The 17411-nt window shown below is 72.3% G+C and carries 11 protein-coding genes; 9 read left to right on the top strand and 2 right to left on the bottom strand.

Going from position 1 to position 17411, the window contains the following annotated elements:
* Positions 1-253 precede the first annotated feature (253 nt).
* On the bottom strand, positions 254-2485 hold the full coding sequence (gene glgB, locus ACFVN3_RS14260; protein WP_378233554.1) for a 1,4-alpha-glucan branching protein GlgB: 2232 nt from the start codon (positions 2483-2485) through the stop codon (positions 254-256).
* 88 nt (positions 2486-2573) lie between these two features.
* Between glgB and ACFVN3_RS14255 the strand changes: the two genes are divergently transcribed.
* The 9 genes from ACFVN3_RS14255 to ACFVN3_RS14215 all read left to right on the top strand — a co-directional run bounded on the left by ACFVN3_RS14255 (position 2574) and on the right by ACFVN3_RS14215 (position 15692).
* Positions 2574-3590 (top strand): LacI family DNA-binding transcriptional regulator, encoded by a 1017-nt coding sequence (locus ACFVN3_RS14255; RefSeq protein WP_378233551.1) that lies wholly within the window; start codon positions 2574-2576, stop codon positions 3588-3590.
* A 194-nt stretch (positions 3591-3784) separates the two neighbouring features.
* On the top strand, positions 3785-5065 hold the full coding sequence (locus tag ACFVN3_RS14250; RefSeq protein WP_378233550.1) for an extracellular solute-binding protein: 1281 nt from the start codon (positions 3785-3787) through the stop codon (positions 5063-5065).
* A gap of 81 nt (positions 5066-5146) precedes the next feature.
* Positions 5147-6085 (top strand): carbohydrate ABC transporter permease, encoded by a 939-nt coding sequence (locus ACFVN3_RS14245; RefSeq protein ID WP_378233549.1) that lies wholly within the window; start codon positions 5147-5149, stop codon positions 6083-6085.
* Entirely contained in the window at positions 6082-6999 is a 918-nt protein-coding gene (locus ACFVN3_RS14240; protein ID WP_378233548.1) for a carbohydrate ABC transporter permease, read from the top strand. The genes ACFVN3_RS14245 and ACFVN3_RS14240 overlap by 4 nt, the downstream gene beginning before the upstream one ends.
* Positions 6996-9515: a glycoside hydrolase family 2 protein gene (locus tag ACFVN3_RS14235; RefSeq protein ID WP_378233547.1), complete on the top strand. Its 2520-nt coding sequence runs from the start codon at positions 6996-6998 to the stop codon at positions 9513-9515. The genes ACFVN3_RS14240 and ACFVN3_RS14235 overlap by 4 nt, the downstream gene beginning before the upstream one ends.
* A gap of 35 nt (positions 9516-9550) precedes the next feature.
* Complete coding sequence (locus ACFVN3_RS14230; protein WP_378233546.1) at positions 9551-10792, top strand: AGE family epimerase/isomerase; 1242 nt, start codon at positions 9551-9553, stop codon at positions 10790-10792.
* Entirely contained in the window at positions 10789-12675 is a 1887-nt protein-coding gene (locus ACFVN3_RS14225; protein ID WP_378233545.1) for a PfkB family carbohydrate kinase, read from the top strand. The genes ACFVN3_RS14230 and ACFVN3_RS14225 overlap by 4 nt, the downstream gene beginning before the upstream one ends.
* 283 nt (positions 12676-12958) lie before the next feature.
* Positions 12959-14239: a cellulase family glycosylhydrolase gene (locus tag ACFVN3_RS14220; protein ID WP_378233544.1), complete on the top strand. Its 1281-nt coding sequence runs from the start codon at positions 12959-12961 to the stop codon at positions 14237-14239.
* A 106-nt stretch (positions 14240-14345) separates the two neighbouring features.
* Entirely contained in the window at positions 14346-15692 is a 1347-nt protein-coding gene (locus ACFVN3_RS14215; protein WP_378233543.1) for a cellulase family glycosylhydrolase, read from the top strand.
* 98 nt (positions 15693-15790) lie between these two features.
* Here ACFVN3_RS14215 and ACFVN3_RS14210 read toward each other — a convergent pair whose 3' ends face one another.
* The gene (locus ACFVN3_RS14210; RefSeq protein ID WP_378233542.1) at positions 15791-17323 is read right to left on the bottom strand and encodes an aminoglycoside phosphotransferase; all 1533 of its coding nucleotides are present in this window, start codon (positions 17321-17323) and stop codon (positions 15791-15793) included.
* Positions 17324-17411 lie beyond the last annotated feature (88 nt).

The following is a 17411-nucleotide window of genomic DNA, read 5'->3' as shown; positions in this document are numbered from 1 at the left end:
CACCTCCAGGCGGACGCGGACGATCAGCGGCCGGTCACCCACGGTGACCGGCCGTCGTCGCGCTGAGGAGGCAGCGCAGAAGGCGAGACGAGCCGGGTGGGTGGGGTGGTGGCGCCGGGTCGTGGCGGGCCTGGCGGGAGCCGCGAGGAACGAGCGGCGGATGGGAGACCCGGCGCCACCACCCCACCCACTACCCAGGGTGACCAGACCTCTGCGTCAGCAGACCAGACCTCTGCGTCAGCAGACCAGACCTCTACCTCGGCGACGAGATCAGGTACAGCGCGCCGAGCGGGGGCAGCCGCAGGGTCGCGGAGTGCGCGCGCCCCTTCCAGGGGACGGGCTCCGCCTCCACCTCGCCGAGGTTGCCGACCCCGGACCCGCCGTACACCTCGGCGTCGGTGTTGAGCACCTCGCGCCACGCGCCGCCCGACGGCAGCGCGACGCGATAGCCCTCGTGCGGCGTGCCGGCGAAGTTCACGACGACGGCGACCTCGCTGCCGTCGCGCCCGCGACGCACGTAGGCGAGGACGTTGTGGTCGGCGTCGTCGGCGTCGAGCCACTCGAAGCCGGCGGGGTCGTGGTCGAGCTCCCAGAGCGCGGGGGTCGCGCGGTAGAGCGCGTTGAGGTCGCGCACGGCGCGCTGGACGCCCTGCCGCCCGGGGTCGGCGGCGAGGCCGTCCCAGTCGAGCGAGCGGCCCTCGTTCCACTCGGAGTGCTGGCCGATCTCGCTGCCCATGAAGAGGAGCTGCTTGCCGGGGTGGGACCACTGGTAGGCGAGGAACGCGCGGACGCCGGCGCGCTTCTGCCAGTCGTCGCCGGGCATCTTGCCGTAGAGCGAGCCCTTGCCGTGCACGACCTCGTCGTGGCTGATGGGCAGCACGAACTGCTCGGAGTAGGCGTAGACCATCGAGAAGGTGATCTCGTGGTGGTGGTAGCGCCGGTTGATGGGCTCCTCCGCGACGTAGCGCAGGGAGTCGTTCATCCAGCCCATGTTCCACTTGAGCCCGAACCCGAGGCCGCCCGCGGAGGTGGGCCGGGTGACGCCCGGCCACGCCGTCGACTCCTCGGCGATCATCATGACCCCGGGCGTGCGCCGGTACGCCGTGGCGTTGGCCTCCTGGAGGAACGCGATGGCCTCGAGGTTCTCGCGCCCGCCGTGCACGTTGGGGTGCCACTGGCCGGGGCCGCGCGAGTAGTCGAGGTAGAGCATCGACGCGACGGCGTCGACACGCAGGGCGTCGACGTGGAACTCCTCGAGCCAGTACGTCGCGTTGGCGACGAGGAAGTTGCGGACCTCGTTGCGCCCGAAGTCGAAGACGAACGTGCCCCAGTCGGGCTGCTCCCCGCGCAACGGGTCGGCGTGCTCGTAGCAGGGCGTGCCGTCGAACCGGGCGAGGGCCCACTCGTCGCGCGGGAAGTGCGCGGGGACCCAGTCGACGACGACGCCGATGCCGGCCGCGTGCAGGCGGTCGACGAGGTACCGGAAGTCGTCGGGGTGGCCGAACCGTGAGGTGGGCGCGTAGTAGCCGGTGACCTGGTAGCCCCACGACCCGCCGAACGGGTGCTCGGCGACGGGCAGGAGCTCGACGTGCGTGAAGCCCTGCTCGACGACGTACTCGGTGAGCTGCTCGGCCAGGTCGCGGTAGGACAGCCCCTGGCGCCACGACCCGAGGTGCACCTCGTAGACGCTGAGGGGCTGCGTGTGCGGGTCGTGGGCGGCGCGCGCGGCGAGCCACGCGTCGTCGGTCCACGTGAACTGCGACTCGACGACGATGCTCGCCGTCGCGGGCGGCACCTCCGCCGCCTTGGCGAGCGGGTCGGCCTTCTGCCGCCACGAGCCGTCGGGGCCGAGGATCTCGTACTTGTAGCGCGCGCCCGCGCCGACGCCGGGGACGAACAGCTCCCAGACGCCGCTGTCGCCGAGCGAGCGCATCGGGTGCGTCGCGCCCCAGCCGTTGAAGTCGCCGATGACGCGGACCGCTCGCGCGTTGGGCGCCCAGACCGCGAAGGCGGTGCCCGAGGTGTCACCGAGCGCGCTGGGGTAGGTGCGCACGTTCGCGCCGAGTGCGCGCCACAGCTCCTCGTGCCGGCCCTCCCGGACGAGGTGGAGGTCCACCTCGCCGAGGGTGGGCAGGAAGCGGTAGGGGTCGTCGGCGGTCGTGGCCTCGTGGCCGTAGCGCGCCCTGACACGGTAGTCGGGGGCGTGCCGGGTGCCGTCGGCGTCCTGGTGCACCGGGACGACGGCGGCCCACACCCCGTCCTGCTCGTGCGCGGCAGCGTGCTCGCCGTCGGTCGTGACGACGACGACCTCGTCGGCGAGCGGCCGCAGGACCCGGACGACGGCGCGCGCGTCGCCGGCGTCGGGTGCCAGGTGCGGGCCGAGCACGGCGTGCGGGTCGAACGTGCGTCCGGCCGCCGCGGCGGCGAGCGCGTCCGCAGGCACGACGACGGGCGGCGGGGCGGGGGATGCGGCGGACCCGGTCATGGGCCAACCTTTCCACGTCTGCGGTACCGAGACGCGACGGGCTCGCCGGATGGTCGCAGTAGGCTCGCGACCTGGAGGAAGGAGTGTCGTGGCGAGGATCACCATCGCGGACATCGCGCGCGAGGCCGGGGTCTCGACCGGCGCGGTCTCGTACGCCCTGAACAACCGGCCTGGGGTGTCCGAGGCGACCCGTGCGCGAATCCTTGCTATCGCGTCGGACCTCGGGTGGGCACCCAGCTCGGCTGCGCGGTCCCTCTCGGGGGCGCGGACGGAGACGGTCGGCCTCGTGCTTGCGCGTGACCCGGGGATGCTCGGCGTCGAGTCGTTCTACATGCAGTTCCTCGCCGGCATCGAGTCGGAGCTGTCGCAGCGCTCCTACGCGCTCCTGCTGCAGGTCGTGCCGGACCGGGAGACGGAGCTGCGGGCGTACCGCGCCTGGCGTGCGGCCCGACGGGTCGACGGCGTGATCCTCGTCGACCCGAGCGTCGACGACCCGCGCATCGCGATGTTCTCGGAGCCGGAGGCGCTGCCCGCTGTCGTGGTGGGGGACCCGGCGCTCGCGGGCGGGCTGACCAACGTGTGGACCGACGACGCGGCGGCGGTCCGTGAGTCGGTGCGGTACCTGCACGCCGTCGGGCACCGCCGGATCGCACGGGTCGCCGGTGTGGAGGGGTTCGGCCACACGGGGATCCGCGACGAGGCCTTCCGCGACGAGATCGCGGCCTGGGGCGCCCAGGGTGTGGTGGTCCGCACCGACTACTCGGCGGTCCAGGGGGCGGTGGCGACCCGCACCCTGCTCACGGGGGCGGACGCGCCGACCGCGATCATCTACGACAACGACGTCATGGCCGTAGCGGGGCTGGGGGTCGCGAGCGAGATCGGCGTCCGCGTGCCGCAGGACGTGTCGATGATCGCGTGGGACGACTCCCCGCTGTGCGAGGCGACGTTCCCGAGGCTGTCCGCCCTGAGCCACGACGTCACGCGCTACGGCGCGCACGTCGCCCGGCGTCTCTTCGACCGGATCGAGGGGAAGGTCGGGGGAAGCTTCCTCGACTCCACCCCGACGCTGCGCCCCCGCGGGACGACAGGGCGCCGGTCCGCCTGACGCGCTTCAGCGCGGCGTGCGGGGCCGCCCGCGCCGATATCAGTTCGTTACGGAACGAGGTTGGACTTACGAAAACTTAAGCGCTTCACTAGTCGTTGTCGCCAGTGATCGGCCGGGAACACGGGGCCAAGTCGCACGCGACGTCAACGACGACCAAGGAGTGGAACGACATGGCAAGGAAGCAGACTGCCGCAGTGCTGGCCGTGACAGCGCTGACGCTGGCGCTCGGTGCGTGCTCGAGCGGCTCGGGCGAGGGTGGTGGGGAGGACGGCGAGCTCTCGGGCACCATCACGGTCCTCACCAACCGCACGGACATCGTGGACACCACGCTCCAGGACTACGCCGACCTGTTCGAGGCGGAGAACCCGGGCGTGACGGTCGAGTTCGAGGCGATCACCGACTACGAGGGCGACGTCTCGATCCGGCTCAACACGCAGGACTACGGTGACGTGCTCCTCGTCCCCAACTCGGTGAGCAAGGACCAGCTCCCGCAGTTCTTCGAGCCCCTCGGCACTGTCGACGAGCTCGCGCAGGAGTACCGCTTCATCAACGAGCAGGCCTACGACGGCGACGTCTACGGCATCGCGACGTTCGGCACCGCGATGGGCTACGTCGTGAACACGAAGGTCTGGGAGGCGGCCGGGATCACCGAGCCGCCCACGACGCCCGAGGCGTTCGTCGAGGCGTTGCAGCAGATCGGCGAGAAGACCGATGCCGTCCCGTACTACACCAACTACACCGACGGCTGGCCGCTCACCCAGTGGCAGAACAACCAGGGGACGCTCGCGGGGACCGACGCCGTGAGCGTCCGGACCTCGCAGGACGACCCGTGGGCCGAGGGCAACGAGCAGTACGCGATCGACGGCCTGCTGTACGACGTCGTCGCCGCGGGCGTCACGGAGGAGGACCCCACGACGACCAACTGGGAGGAGTCCAAGACCCTCCTCGGCACCGGCAAGGTCGGCGCGATGGTGCTCGGCTCGTGGGCCGTGCCCCAGATGCGGGACGCGGCCGAGGCGGCCGGCGGTTCGGCGGACGACATCGACTTCTGGCCGATGCCGTGGCAGACCGAGGGGACGTTCTCCTCGACCGTCTCGGGTGACTACAAGCTGGCGATCTCCAAGCACTCCGAGAACAAGGACGCCGCGCGGGCGTGGGTCGACTGGTTCCTGAACGAGTCGACGTTCGCCGCGGAGCAGGGCGGCATCTCGCCGGTCGTCGGTGCGGCGGCGCCGGACAGCCTGGCCACGTTCGACGCCCTGGGCGTCAACCAGGTCGAGCTCTCCCCGGCACCGGCCGGTGAGGAGACGTGGGACAACGACATCAGCAACGAGGCGGAGATCGACCTCTGGGGTGACAAGTACCGCAAGCAGCTGGTCGACGTCGCCCGCGGCGCCGCGGACGGCGACAAGGAGTCCTTCTTCGGCGACCTCAACTCCCGCTGGGCGGCCGCGCGCGCGAGCGTCGTCGGCTGACGCCGGAGCCCAGGTACGCGCGAGGCCCTCGGCCCGCCCCGCCGGGGGCCTCGCGCCCGTCCCGACCGAAATGAGCATCACATGGCTGTGACCAGTCCGACCGTGGCGACTCCGACCGAGCCGCGCCGACCGCACGCCGCCGGCGGTCCACCTCGACGATGGTCCGGGTCGTCGACCCCGTGGCTGTTCCTCGTGGTCCCCCTCGGGCTGCTGCTCCTGTTCACCTACCTGCCGGTGGCGAACATGGTCTGGTACAGCTTCACGTCCTGGGACGGGCTCGACGCGGTGAAGGAGGGCGTCGGGTTCCAGAACTACGTCGACATCTTCACGCGCCCCGAGCTGTTCCGCGTCTTCTTCGTCAGCCTGTACTACCTGGTCGGCGCGATCGTCCAGCTCGCGCTGGCGCTCTACTTCGCGACGATCCTCAGCTTCAGCACGCGCTTCCGGAACTTCTTCAAGGGCGTCATCTTCTTCCCGTACCTGCTGAACGGCGTGGCGATCGGCCTCGTCTTCCTCTACTTCTTCCGGCCCGACGGCACCCTGGACGCCCTGCTCGGGATCGTGGGCATCCAGGAGACGCCGCACTGGCTCGGGGACCCGTCGATCGTCAACTACTCCCTCGCAGGCACCTCGGTGTGGCGCTACCTGGGTCTCAACTTCGTCCTCTTCCTCGGTGCGATCCAGGCGATCCCCGGCGACGTCTACGAAGCCGCGGACCTCGACGGTGCCAGCTCGTGGCAGAAGTTCCGCTACATCATCTTCCCGGGCATCAAGCAGATCGTCGGTCTTTCCCTGATCCTCGCGGTCTCGGGCGCGCTCTCCGTCTTCGAGATCCCCTTCATCATGACGAAGGGTGCGAACGGCTCGGAGACGTTCGTCATCCAGACCGTGGACACGGCGTTCCGGTACTCCAAGGTCGGCCTCGCGTCCGCCATGGCCGTCGTCCTGCTGCTCATCGTCCTGGTGATCAGCGCGATCCAACGCAAGTTCTTCCCGGACGAGAAGGGAGACCTGGTATGAGCGCCCCCACGGCACCCGCGCCGACCCGGATCACCACCACGGACAAGGCACGCAGGGCTACCGCGCGGATCTCCCGGGCGATCGCCCCGGTCGCCGGCCCTGTCGGCACGACGCTGAAGTACATCAGCCTCGTCGTCGCGTGCGCGGCCGCCGTCGTCCCGATCCTCACGATCTTCTTCGCGGCCTTCAAGACCCGCGAGGAGTACGTGACGACCGGTCCGCTGGACCTGCCAGAGAACTGGTTCAACCTCGCGAACTTCGCACGGGCCTTCACCGACAGCGACATGCTCGCCGGCTTCCTGAACACGACGATCATCCTGGTCGTCGCGCTGGCCGGGACGATCCTCATCGGGACCATGACGGCGTACGCCGTCGACCGGTTCGACTTCCGCGGCAAGAAGGTCGTCATGGGTGCCTTCCTGCTCGCGACGCTCGTGCCTGCGGTGACCACGCAGGTCGCGACCTTCCAGATCATCAACGGCCTGGGCCTGTTCAACACGCGCTGGGCGGCGATCGTGCTCTTCATGGGCACGGACATCATCGCGATCTACATCTTCCTGCAGTTCATGCGCTCCATCCCGCGCTCCCTCGACGAGGCTGCGATGCTGGACGGGGCGAACCGCCTGACGATCTACGCGCGGATCGTCTTCCCGTTGCTCAAGCCGGCGATCGCGACCGTCGTCATCATCAAGGGCATCGCGATCTACAACGAGTTCTACATCCCCTTCCTCTACATGCCGTCGAGCAAGCTCGGCGTGATCTCGACGACCCTCTTCCGGTTCAAGGGACCGACGGGGTCGGAGTGGGAGGTCATCGCGGCCGGGACGATCCTCGTGATCGTCCCGACCCTGATCGCCTTCCTCCTCCTCCAGCGACACATCTACAACGGCCTGACCGCAGGAGCCACCAAGTGACCTTCACCGAGTACCCCGTCCCCGCGACGACCCGCCGCGAGCTGCACGACGGCTGGACGGTGAGCGCCGTCGCGGGACCCGTCCCCGCGGGGACGGTCGTGGCCGACGTCCCGGCGACGGTCCCCGGGAGCGTGCACACCGACCTGCTCGCGGCCGGGCTGATCGTCGACCCGTACCTCGACGACCACGAGCGGCTGCTCGCGTGGGTCGGCCGCACCGACTGGGCCTACACGACCCGGTTCGCATGGGCTCCGGACGGGCACGAGAGGTACGACCTCGTCTTCGACGGCCTCGACACCGTCGCCGAGGTCCGGCTCAACGGGACGGTCGTCGGTGCCACCGCGAACATGCACCGCACGTACCGGTTCGACGTCGGTCCGCTGCTCGTCGAGGGGGAGAACATGCTGGTGGTCCAGTTCTCCGCCCCCGTCCCGTACGCGGACCGGCAGAGCCTGCTCCTCGGCTACCGCCCCCAGGTCAACCAGCACCCGTTCAACGCGATGCGCAAGATGGCGTGCAGCTTCGGCTGGGACTGGGGCCCCGACACCGCGACGTCCGGGATCTGGCGTCCCGTCCGCCTCGAGTCGTGGTCCGTCGCGCGGCTCGCGCAGGTGCGCGTGCACGCCTCCGTCGCCGAGCCCGCAACGACGGACGGCGCCGGGACCGCCGGGGGCCGGGTGCGCGTGGTGGCGGAGGTCGAGCGGTCCGGTTCGGAGGACGCGGGGCTGACGCTGGCCGCGTCGGTCGCGGGCGTCCGGGTCCAGGTCCCCGTGGGCGGTGAGCGAGCGGAGGTCGACGTCGTCGTGCCGCAGGTCGACCTCTGGTGGCCCCGGACGCACGGGGACCAGCCGCTCTACGACGTCGCGGTCGAGCTGCTGGCCGGAGGCGCGACGCTGGACGCGTCCGCGCGCCGCGTCGGCTTCCGCACGGCGACGCTGGAGCTGGAGCCCGACGCCGACGGCACGTCGTTCCGGTTCGTGGTCAACGGTGAGCCCGTGTGGGTCCGGGGCGCCAACTGGATCCCCGACGACGCCTTCCCGCACCGGGTGACACGTGAGCGCTACGCCGCGCGCATCGACCAGGCGGTCGCGGCGAACCTGAACCTCTTGCGCGTGTGGGGCGGGGGCATCTACGAGGCGGACGACTTCTACGACCTGTGCGACGAGCGCGGAGTCCTCACGTGGCAGGACTTCCTCTTCGCGTGCGCGGCCTACGCGGAGGAGGACCCGCTGCGCTCCGAGGTCGAGGCGGAGGTGCGCGACAACGTCGGGCGCCTCGGGCACCACGCGTCGCTCGTGCTCTGGAACGGCAGCAACGAGAACATCTGGGGCTTCCACGACTGGAGCTGGCAGCAGCGCCTCGACGGCCGCACCTGGGGGCTCGGGTACTACACCGACCTTTTCCCGCGCGTCGTCGCCGAGCTCGACCCGGACTGCTCCTACACGCCGTCGAGCCCGTGGTCGGGCAGCCTCGACGTGCACCCGAACGACCCGCGGCACGGCTCCATGCACGAGTGGGAGCTGTGGAACCGCCAGGACTGGCCGCGCTACCGCGACGTCGTGCCGCGCTTCATGGCCGAGTTCGGGTGGCAGGGACCGCCGACCTGGTCGACCCTCACGCGCGCGATCAGCGACGACCCCCTGACCCCCGAGTCGCCCGGGATGCTCGTGCACCAGAAGGCGATGCAGGGCAACGACAAGCTCACGGACGGTCTCGTCGCGCACGTCCCGCTTCCCGACGCGATGGAGGACTGGCACTGGGCCATGTCCTGGAACCAGGCGACCGCGGTGCGCACGGCGATCGAGCACTACCGCTCGTGGAGCCCCCGCTGCGCGGGCGCGGTGATGTGGCAGCTCAACGACTGCTGGCCCGTGACGTCGTGGGCGGCGGTCGACGGCGACGGGCGGGTGAAGCCGCTCCTGCACGCGCTACGCCACGCCTACGCCGACCGCCTGCTCACCGTCCAGCCGCGCGGCGCGGACGGGCAGCTCGTCGTCGCGGTCGTCAACGACTCCGCCGAGCGCTGGCGCGGCGACCTCGTCGTGCGTCGGACCCGCTACGACGGCGTCGAGGTCGAGGCGACGAAGATCCCCGTCGACGTCGGGCCGCGCGCGACGGCCACGGTCCCGCTGTCGGCCGACGTCGCCGTGCCGGGGGACACCGCCGACGAGCTCCTCGTCGTCTCGCTCGGCCACGAGAGCGCAACGTGGTTCTACGCCGAACCCCGCGACAGCGCCCTGCGCAGCCCGGCGCTGCACGTCGAGGTCACCTCGACCGGCGACGGCGCGCGCGTCCGCGTCACGACGGACACCCTCGTGCGAGGCCTGTCTCTGCTCGTCGACAAGGTCCACCCCGACGCCGTCGTGGACGACCTGCTCGTGGACCTCCTTGCGGGGGAGAGCGTCACGTTCCACGTCACGGCGCCGGTCCCGCTGGACCGCTCGGCGCTCGCGGACCCGCAGGTCCTGCGCAGCGTCAACCAGCTGGTCGTGCGCCGGACGGCGGCACTCGCATGACGGCGCCGGCGATCGACCCCCGTCCACGTGGCGGAGTGAGCGCCGAGCTCGCCTGGACCGAGCGCGACACGCACGTCGCCTGGCTCGATGCGCACACGCGGTCGCTGCTCGGGTTCGGGCGTCGCGTCGTCGCGCCGGGGGGAGGGGCGGCCTACCTCGACGAGACCGGGGCCCCTGACCCGGGGGCGGGCGTCCAGACGTGGATCACGTGCCGGACCGTCCACGTGTACGCGCTCGGCGCGATGCTGGGCGTGCCCGGCTGCGAGCCGATCGCACGCGGGGCCCTCGACGGCCTGCTCGGCCCGCTGCACGACGCCGAGCACGGCGGGTGGTTCCACGCCCTCGACGCGCAGGGTGCACCCGACCTCGCCGCGGGCAAGTCCGCGTACGACCACGCGTTCGTCCTGCTCGCGGCGTCGAGCGCGACCCTGGCCGGCCTGCCCGGCGCGCGGGCCCTGCTCGGCGACGCGTGCACCGTGTTCCTCGAACGCTTCGGGAACGACACGACCGGCCTCGTGGTCGACACGTGGGACGCGTCGTTCACCGTCCTCGACCCGTACCGGGGCCTCAACGCGAACATGCACGCGGTCGAGGCGATGCTCGCCGTCGCCGACGCCACCGGCGACGTCGCGTGGCGCGACCGCGCCGCGCGCGTGTCCCGGCTCGTCGTGCGGCTCGCCGGGGAGTACGACGGCAGGCTGCCCGAGCACTTCGACGCCGCGTGGACGCCGGACCTGGAGCTCAACGCGGACCGGCCCGCGGACCCGTTCAAGCCCTACGGGGCGACCGTCGGGCACGGGCTCGAGTGGTCTCGGCTCCTCCTGCACCTCGAGGGCGCGCTGGGCACGCTCGCGCCGTCCGACCTGCGCCCGACGGCGACCGCGCTGTTCGACCGCGCCGTGGCCGACGGCTGGGCCGTGGACGGCGCGGACGGGTTCGTCTACACGACCGACTGGTCCGGTGCGCCCGTCGTGCGCGAGCGCATGCACTGGGTCGTCGCCGAGGCGATCGCCGCCGCGGACGCCCTGCACCGGCGGACAGGCGACGCCCGCTACGCCGACCTGTACGCGACCTGGTGGGACTACGCGGTGACCTTCGTGGTCGACCACGAAGGGGGATCCTGGCACCACGAGCTCGACCCGTCGAACCGCCCTGCGGGGACCACGTGGCCTGGCAAGCCCGATCTCTACCACGCGGTCCAGGCGACCCTCCTGCCGCGGCTCCCGCTCGGCCCGTCGATCGCGCGCGCCGTCCACGACGGGCGGGTGGCCTCGTGACGCGCTTCCTCGTGGTCGGCGAGGCTCTCGTCGACGTCGTCCCCGACGGTCCGGGAACCACCCGTGACCTGCCCGGAGGGAGCCCCGCGAACGTCGCGCTCACGCTCGGTCGGCTCGGCCGCGAGGTGTCCCTCGCCACGGCGCTCGCACCGGACGGGCGCGGCGCCCTGGTCCGCGACTGGCTCGCGGCGAGCGGCGTGGTGGTGGACGCGCACGTGCCCTCGACGGGCCGGACGTCGGCCGCGACGGTGTCCCTGGACGCCCAGGGGCAGGCGACGTACACCTTCGACCTCGCGTGGGAGCTCGGGCAGGTGGAGCTCGGCGACGCGGAGGTCGTCCACGTCGGGTCCGTCGCGGCGGTGCTGTCTCCGGGCGCGCACGTGGTCCGGGACGTCGTCCGCCGGGCGCGCTCCGCCGCCGTCGTCTCGTACGACCCCAACGTGCGCCCCGCTCTCGTCGACGACCCCGCGGCGGTCCGGGCCCGCGTCGAGGAGCTCGTCGCGCTCGCCGACGTCGTCAAGGTGAGCGACGAGGACCTCGCGTGGTTCGCCCCGGGGACCGACCCGCTCGACGTCGCGCGCCGCTGGTCGGCGTGGGGCGCGGCCCTCGTCGTCGTGACGCGCGGCGGCGACGGCGCAACCCTCGTCCGGCACGACGGGCGTCTCCTCGACGTGCCGGGCCGGGCGGTCGACGTCGTCGACACCGTCGGCGCGGGCGACACGTTCACGGGGGCGCTGCTCGACGCGCTCGCGGCGCGCGGGGTGCGCGGCCCGGGAGGCGCGGACGTCCTGCGCCGACTGTCGGACGCAGCGGTGCGGACCGCGGCACGGTCCGCGGCGGTCGCCGCGTCGGTCACGGTGTCCCGTGCGGGGGCGAACCCGCCGACCCGGTCCGAGCTCCGCGCCGCCGAGGGACCGGTACGGCCCGTGCTGTTCGCCGGGGCGCCCGTGACGGGCATGACCTGGGGGTGGACGGGCGTGCGGGGGACCTGGACCGGTCCGGGGGCCGAGCGCTCCATGGACGAGCTGCGCGGACTCGGCGTGGACTGGGTCGCCGTGACGTTCTCGGCGAAGCAGGACACGCCCCAGTCGACGACGGTCCGCTACGGCGACGAGCCGACGGTGACCGACGACGAGGTGCGCGCCGCGATCCGCGGTGCCAAGGCGCGCGGCTGGAAGGTGTGCCTCAAGCCGGTCGTCGACTCCGCCGACGGGACCTGGCGCGCCTTCATCGGCTTCTTCGACGAGGACGTGCCGGGCGAGCCGTCGTGGGACGAATGGTTCGCGTCGTACACGGAGTTCGTCGTGCACCACGCGCGCATCGCCGCCGAGGAGGGCGCGGAGATGTTCTGCGTCGGGTGCGAGATGGTGCGGGCCGACGGGCGCGACGCGCAGTGGCGCGCCCTCGTCGCGGCCGTGCGCGAGGTCTACGACGGCTTGGTGACGTACAACTGCGACAAGTACCAGGAGGACCGCGTCACCTGGTGGGACGCGGTCGACGTCATCGGCAGCTCGGGCTACTACCCGGCTGGGACGTGGGAACGCCACCTCGACCGGATCGAGGCCGTCGTCGCGCGCGAGGACAAGCCTTTCGTCTTCCTTGAGGCGGGCTGCCCGAGCCGCGAGGGCTCACCGGAGAGACCGAACGACTGGACGCTCGCCGGGCCGCCGTCGGGTGAGGCCCAGGCGGCCTGGCTCACGGAGATGTTCGACGCGTGCGCCCGTCGGCCCTGGGTCGCCGGCTACTTCCTGTGGGACTGGCCGTCGCCGCTCTACACCGAGGCCGAGGCGGCAGCGAACGACGACTACTGCGTGTACGGCAAGCCGGGCGCGGACGTCGTCCGGCGCGCCTACGAGGAGCTGCGGGCCCGCTCGCGCGACTGAGCTCCCCGACTCCGGCAGGACAGCGGGGCGCGGCGTCCTTCCGACGCCCCGCCCCGCTCCCGCCCTGCCTGCGGGCTGTGGCAGCGCGTCGTGGAGGGGCGCCGAAGCGGACGAAAGACACCCCTGGAATTCTCTTCGGGGATGGACTACCTTCGATATGAAGCGCTTAAGCGCCGACGGTGTCATCGGGCCACGACGGGCCGGATGAGGGCTCGCGGACGAGCCCGACGACGACGTCCACCGAGCAGACCGGGCGACGACGCCCGGATCGGGAGGAAGATCGATGAGACGACTTTTCGCCATCGCCCTGAGCGCGGTGCTCGCCCTGCTCGCCGTGCCGGCGCTCGCGCAGGGTGCGAGCGCCGCGGGCGACGGGTTCTCCGTCCAGGGCGGGAAGATCTACGACGCGAACGGCAACCGGTTCGTGCCGGTCGGCGTCAACCACGCGCACGCCTGGTACCCGTCGCAGACGCAGTCCTTCGCCGACATCCGCGCCGCCGGCGCGAACACCGTGCGCGTCGTGCTGTCGGGCGGCCGGTACGGGACGAGCTCGGCGTCCGACGTGAGCGCCGTCGTCGAACGGTGCAAGCAGAACCAGCTCGTGTGCATCCTCGAGAACCACGACACGACCGGGTACGGCGAGGACGGCAGCGCCCGGTCGCTCGCGAGCGCGGCTCAGTACTGGACGAGCATCGCCTCGGTGCTGCGCGGCCAGGAGCGCTACGTGATGATCAACATCGGGAACGAGCCCTTCGGCAACTCCGGCTACCAGGGCTGGACGAACGACACGATCGCGGCGATCCAGACCCTGCGCGGCGCGGGCCTCGACCACACGCTCGTCGTGGACGCCCCGAACTGGGGGCAGGACTGGTCCTTCACCATGCGCGACAACGCCCCGACGGTCGCGGCCGCGGATGGGAACGTGGTCTTCTCCGTCCACATGTACGGCGTTTTCGACACGGGGGCGGAGGTGCGCGCGTACCTCGACTCCTTCACGAGCCGAGGGCTGCCGATCATGGTCGGCGAGTTCGGTGACAACCACTCGGACGGGAATCCGGACGAGGGCACGATCATGAGCTACACGCGGTCCCAGGGGATCGGGATGCTCGGCTGGTCGTGGTCCGGCAACGGGAGCGGCGTCGAGTACCTGGACATGGTGAACGGGTTCTCCGCGAGCTCGCTCACGCCGTGGGGCCAGCGCTTCGTCGACGGCACCGACGGGCTCAAGGCCCGCAACGCGCCCGTGGCCTCCGTGTACGGGGGCGACGGCGGTGGCGACGACGGCGGTGACGGTGGCACGGGCACGGCGCCGAACGGGTATCCCTACTGCGCGAGCGCGTCGTCGGACCCGGACGGGGACGGCTGGGGCTGGGAGAACAGCGCCTCGTGCGTCGTGCGCGGCTCGTCCGCGGACACGGGTTCCGACGGCGGCTCCGGGGGTGGGAGCACGGCGCCGAACGGGTACCCCTACTGCGCGAGCGCGTCGTCGGACCCGGACGGGGACGGCTGGGGCTGGGAGAACAGCGCCTCGTGCGTCGTGCGCGGCTCCTCTCCCGACCGTTGAGCCGACCTCCGCAGCGCGATCACGCGCATGAAGCGGTTCACAGAACAATCCATCCGACGAGGGATGGTGAGCGCGCTCGCGAGCGAGCGCAGGACGAAGGAGCTCGATGATCGAGAACAGCACACGAAGGGTGCGCACCCGTGCGACGTCCGTCGCGGCGTGCGTCGCCGCGCTCGGCCTCGCCGGGTCGGCGGCGCTCGCGCTCGCCTCTTCGGCGGCGGCGGACGAGGCGACCACGGACGGCCTGCACGTCGTCGACGGCCGGCTCGTCGAGGCGGACGGGAGCGACCTCGTCCTCCGTGGGGTCAACCACGCCCACACCTGGTACACCCACGAGCTCCAGTCGTTCGAGGACATCAAGGGCACGGGCGCCAACGCGGTGCGCGTCGTCCTGTCCAGCGGCGACCAGTGGACGCGCAACGACCCGCAGGACGTCGCGCGGGTCGTCCGCGAGTGCGACGTGAACCGGCTCGTCTGCGCGCTGGAGGTGCACGACACGACGGGGTACGGCGACGAGTACGCGCCCGCCGCGGTGTCGCTCGACCGCGCCGTCGACTACTGGGAGGACCTCTACCCGACGCTCGCCGGGACGGAGGACAAGGTCCTCGTCAACATCGGCAACGAGCCGATCGGCAACGGTCCGGTCGCGGACGAGTGGGCGGCGCAGACGTCGGCCGCGATCCAGCGCCTGCGCGACATCGGGTACGAGCACACGATCGTCGTCGACGCCCCGAACTGGGGCCAGGACTGGTCACGGACGATGTACTCCCAGGCGCAGCAGGTGTTCGGCGCCGACCCCGACGCGAACGTCGTGTTCTCCGTCCACATGTACGAGGTGTACGGCGACGGGGCGGTGGTCACGGACTACCTGGAGCACTTCGTCGACGCCGGCCTGCCGCTGATCGTCGGCGAGTTCGGCCCGGCGCACTACGGCAACGACGTCGACGAGGACACGATCCTCGCCGAGACGCGGCGCCTCGGCCTCGGCTGGTTCGGCTGGTCGTGGAGCGGCAACAGCGGTGGCGTGGAGGACCTGGACCTCGTCCAGGGCTTCGAGCCGGCCTCTCCGTCCCCCTGGGGCGAGCGCCTGATCTCCGGTCCGGACGGCATCGCCGAGACGTCGCACGAGGCATCGGTCTTCGCGAGCCGCACGGACGGATGCTCGGCCGAGCTGGAGATTCAGTACCGGTGGCCGGGTGGCTACCAGGGTCAGGTGCGGGTGGAGTTCGATGGCGAGCCCGTCTCGACGTGGTCCACCTCGTGGCGCGTGCCCGCGGGCAGCGAGCTCGTGCAGACCTGGCACGGGGCGCTCTCCGTGGACGATGGGACAGCGACGGTCATCGCCGAGTCGTGGAACGCGCGCGTGCCGGCCGGCGGGACCATCACCTACGGCTTCTCCGGCCGTGGTGAGGCTCCGGTGCTGGCACCGGTCGTCGACTGCTCGGCGAGCTAGGACCCGGGTCGGCGAGGTGGAGGCGTGGTCACGGCCGCGCCTCCACCTCGCCGTACCTGCCGTCGACCTCGCGGCGTCGTGCCCTCCTCGCGGACGAGTCAGGCGTTCCCCGCGAGCAGGCGGTCCACGGCGGCGAGGGGGATGGGCTCCCAGTCCGGGCGGTTGCGCGACTCGTACACGACCTCGTAGAGCGCCTTGTCGAGCGTGAGCGCCCGGACGAGCGCCTCGGACGTCGCGCGGTCGACGCCGGCCGTGTCGGCCCGGTCGTACGCGTCCAGGAACGCCGTGCGTGCCTGGACCGCCCACGCGGCGTCGCGCGCGCGCCCGACGGCGGCGGCGTAGTCGAACGAGCGCACGATCCCGGCGACGTCGCGCAGCGCGAGGTCCGGGCGCGTGCGCTCCGCGACGGGCCGCAGGGGCTCGCCCTCGAAGTCGAGCACCTTCCAGCCGAACCGGCGCGCGTGCAGCACCTGGCCGAGGTGCAGGTCGCCGTGGACGGTCTGGAGCCGGGGGAGCGCGTCGGGGACGCGCGTGACGTTCGCGAGGCGCGCCGACGTGCGGTCCCAGAAGGCGGCGACGTCGTCCGCGCGCCGCCCGAGCGCGCTCGACGACGCGATGGCCTCGTCCGCGCGCCGGCGCAGGTCCGCGACGAGCCAGCGCGCGTCGACGGGTGAGCCGACGCCGAACGCGCGGCGGAGCGCGGAGTGCAGGTCGGCGAGCACGCGTCCCAGGTCGGCCGCGAGGTCGGCGAACGAGGCGTCCTGCCCCGCGTAGGAGCAGGCGAGGTCGAACCCGTCGCGCGCGCCCTCGACGAACTCGCTGAGGATCGCCAGGTGCGCGGAGCGGGGCGCTTCCGGCCCTAGGTCCATGCCCGACGGCGGCGCCCCGCCCCCCGCGGTCGCCTCGCCCGGCCGAGGGTCCGCACCCGGGTCGACGGCGCCCGGGTCGTCGGCCGCGTCCCACCGCACCTCGAGCCACGCGAGCGGCCGGGGCACCCCGGCCCAGCCCTGGGCCGCCAGTGCGCGGGGGATGGTCACGTCGGGGTTGGGCCCGATCGCGATGGCGCGCAGCACCTTGAGCATGCTCCCGCCGGCGACCCGCGGCAGCAGCACCGAGCTGTTCGACTGCTCGACGCTCAGCGCGCGTCCGCCCGCGAGGTCGGTGTCGGGGCGTCCACCGCCGGCATCCGTACCGTCCGGTGCCGTGCCGTGGTCCTCCCACTCCGCCACGGCGAGGAGGGCAGCCCAGCATGCGGGGTGCGCAGCGCCGTCGTGCACGACCCACCCGGCGTCGTCGGCGCCGCCCGGGGCGAGCGTCCCGATCGGCGTCGTGCCGCCTGGCGTCGCGCGAGCCGACGGAGTCACCGGCTCGAGCACGAGGGGCACCTGCACGACGAGGTCCACGCCGTCGCCGTCGAGCCGCAGGAGGTGGAGCTCGACGCGCGTCCCCGGCCACGCGTCGTCGGGCGGGCCGGGCGTCGCGGTGGACGCCGGGACGTCGAGAGCGAAGGACAGCCACGGCACGTGGCGCACGGCGACCCCCTTCACGGGGTACCACCGTCGCGCGGGGAGCCAGTCGTCCAGGAGCGCCATGAGCTCCGCCGAGGGCGGGTCCGTCCGCCGTACCGTCACGCGTGCCTCCTCCGTCGGGTCGCCCTCATGCCATCACGCGAGCGTCGCGCCCGCCGGTCGAGGCGCTGTGGGTGGTCGCGCGCACACT

Origin of the sequence: Cellulosimicrobium sp. NPDC057862 (assembly GCF_042797035.1) — a bacterium.
Lineage (GTDB): Bacteria > Actinomycetota > Actinomycetes > Actinomycetales > Cellulomonadaceae > Cellulosimicrobium.
Note: the sequence above shows the minus strand (reverse complement) of the source record. Positions and strands in the feature narration are given on the sequence as shown.

Excerpts from the sequence above, each read along its gene's own strand:
- glgB (WP_378233554.1), bottom strand. The coding sequence starts at position 2,485 with ATGACCGGGTCCGCCGCATCCCCCGCCCCGCCGCCCGTCGTCGTGCCT.
- ACFVN3_RS14245 (WP_378233549.1), top strand. The coding sequence starts at position 5,147 with ATGGCTGTGACCAGTCCGACCGTGGCGACTCCGACCGAGCCGCGCCGA.
- ACFVN3_RS14240 (WP_378233548.1), top strand. The coding sequence starts at position 6,082 with ATGAGCGCCCCCACGGCACCCGCGCCGACCCGGATCACCACCACGGAC.
- ACFVN3_RS14220 (WP_378233544.1), top strand. The coding sequence starts at position 12,959 with ATGAGACGACTTTTCGCCATCGCCCTGAGCGCGGTGCTCGCCCTGCTC.
- ACFVN3_RS14215 (WP_378233543.1), top strand. The coding sequence starts at position 14,346 with ATGATCGAGAACAGCACACGAAGGGTGCGCACCCGTGCGACGTCCGTC.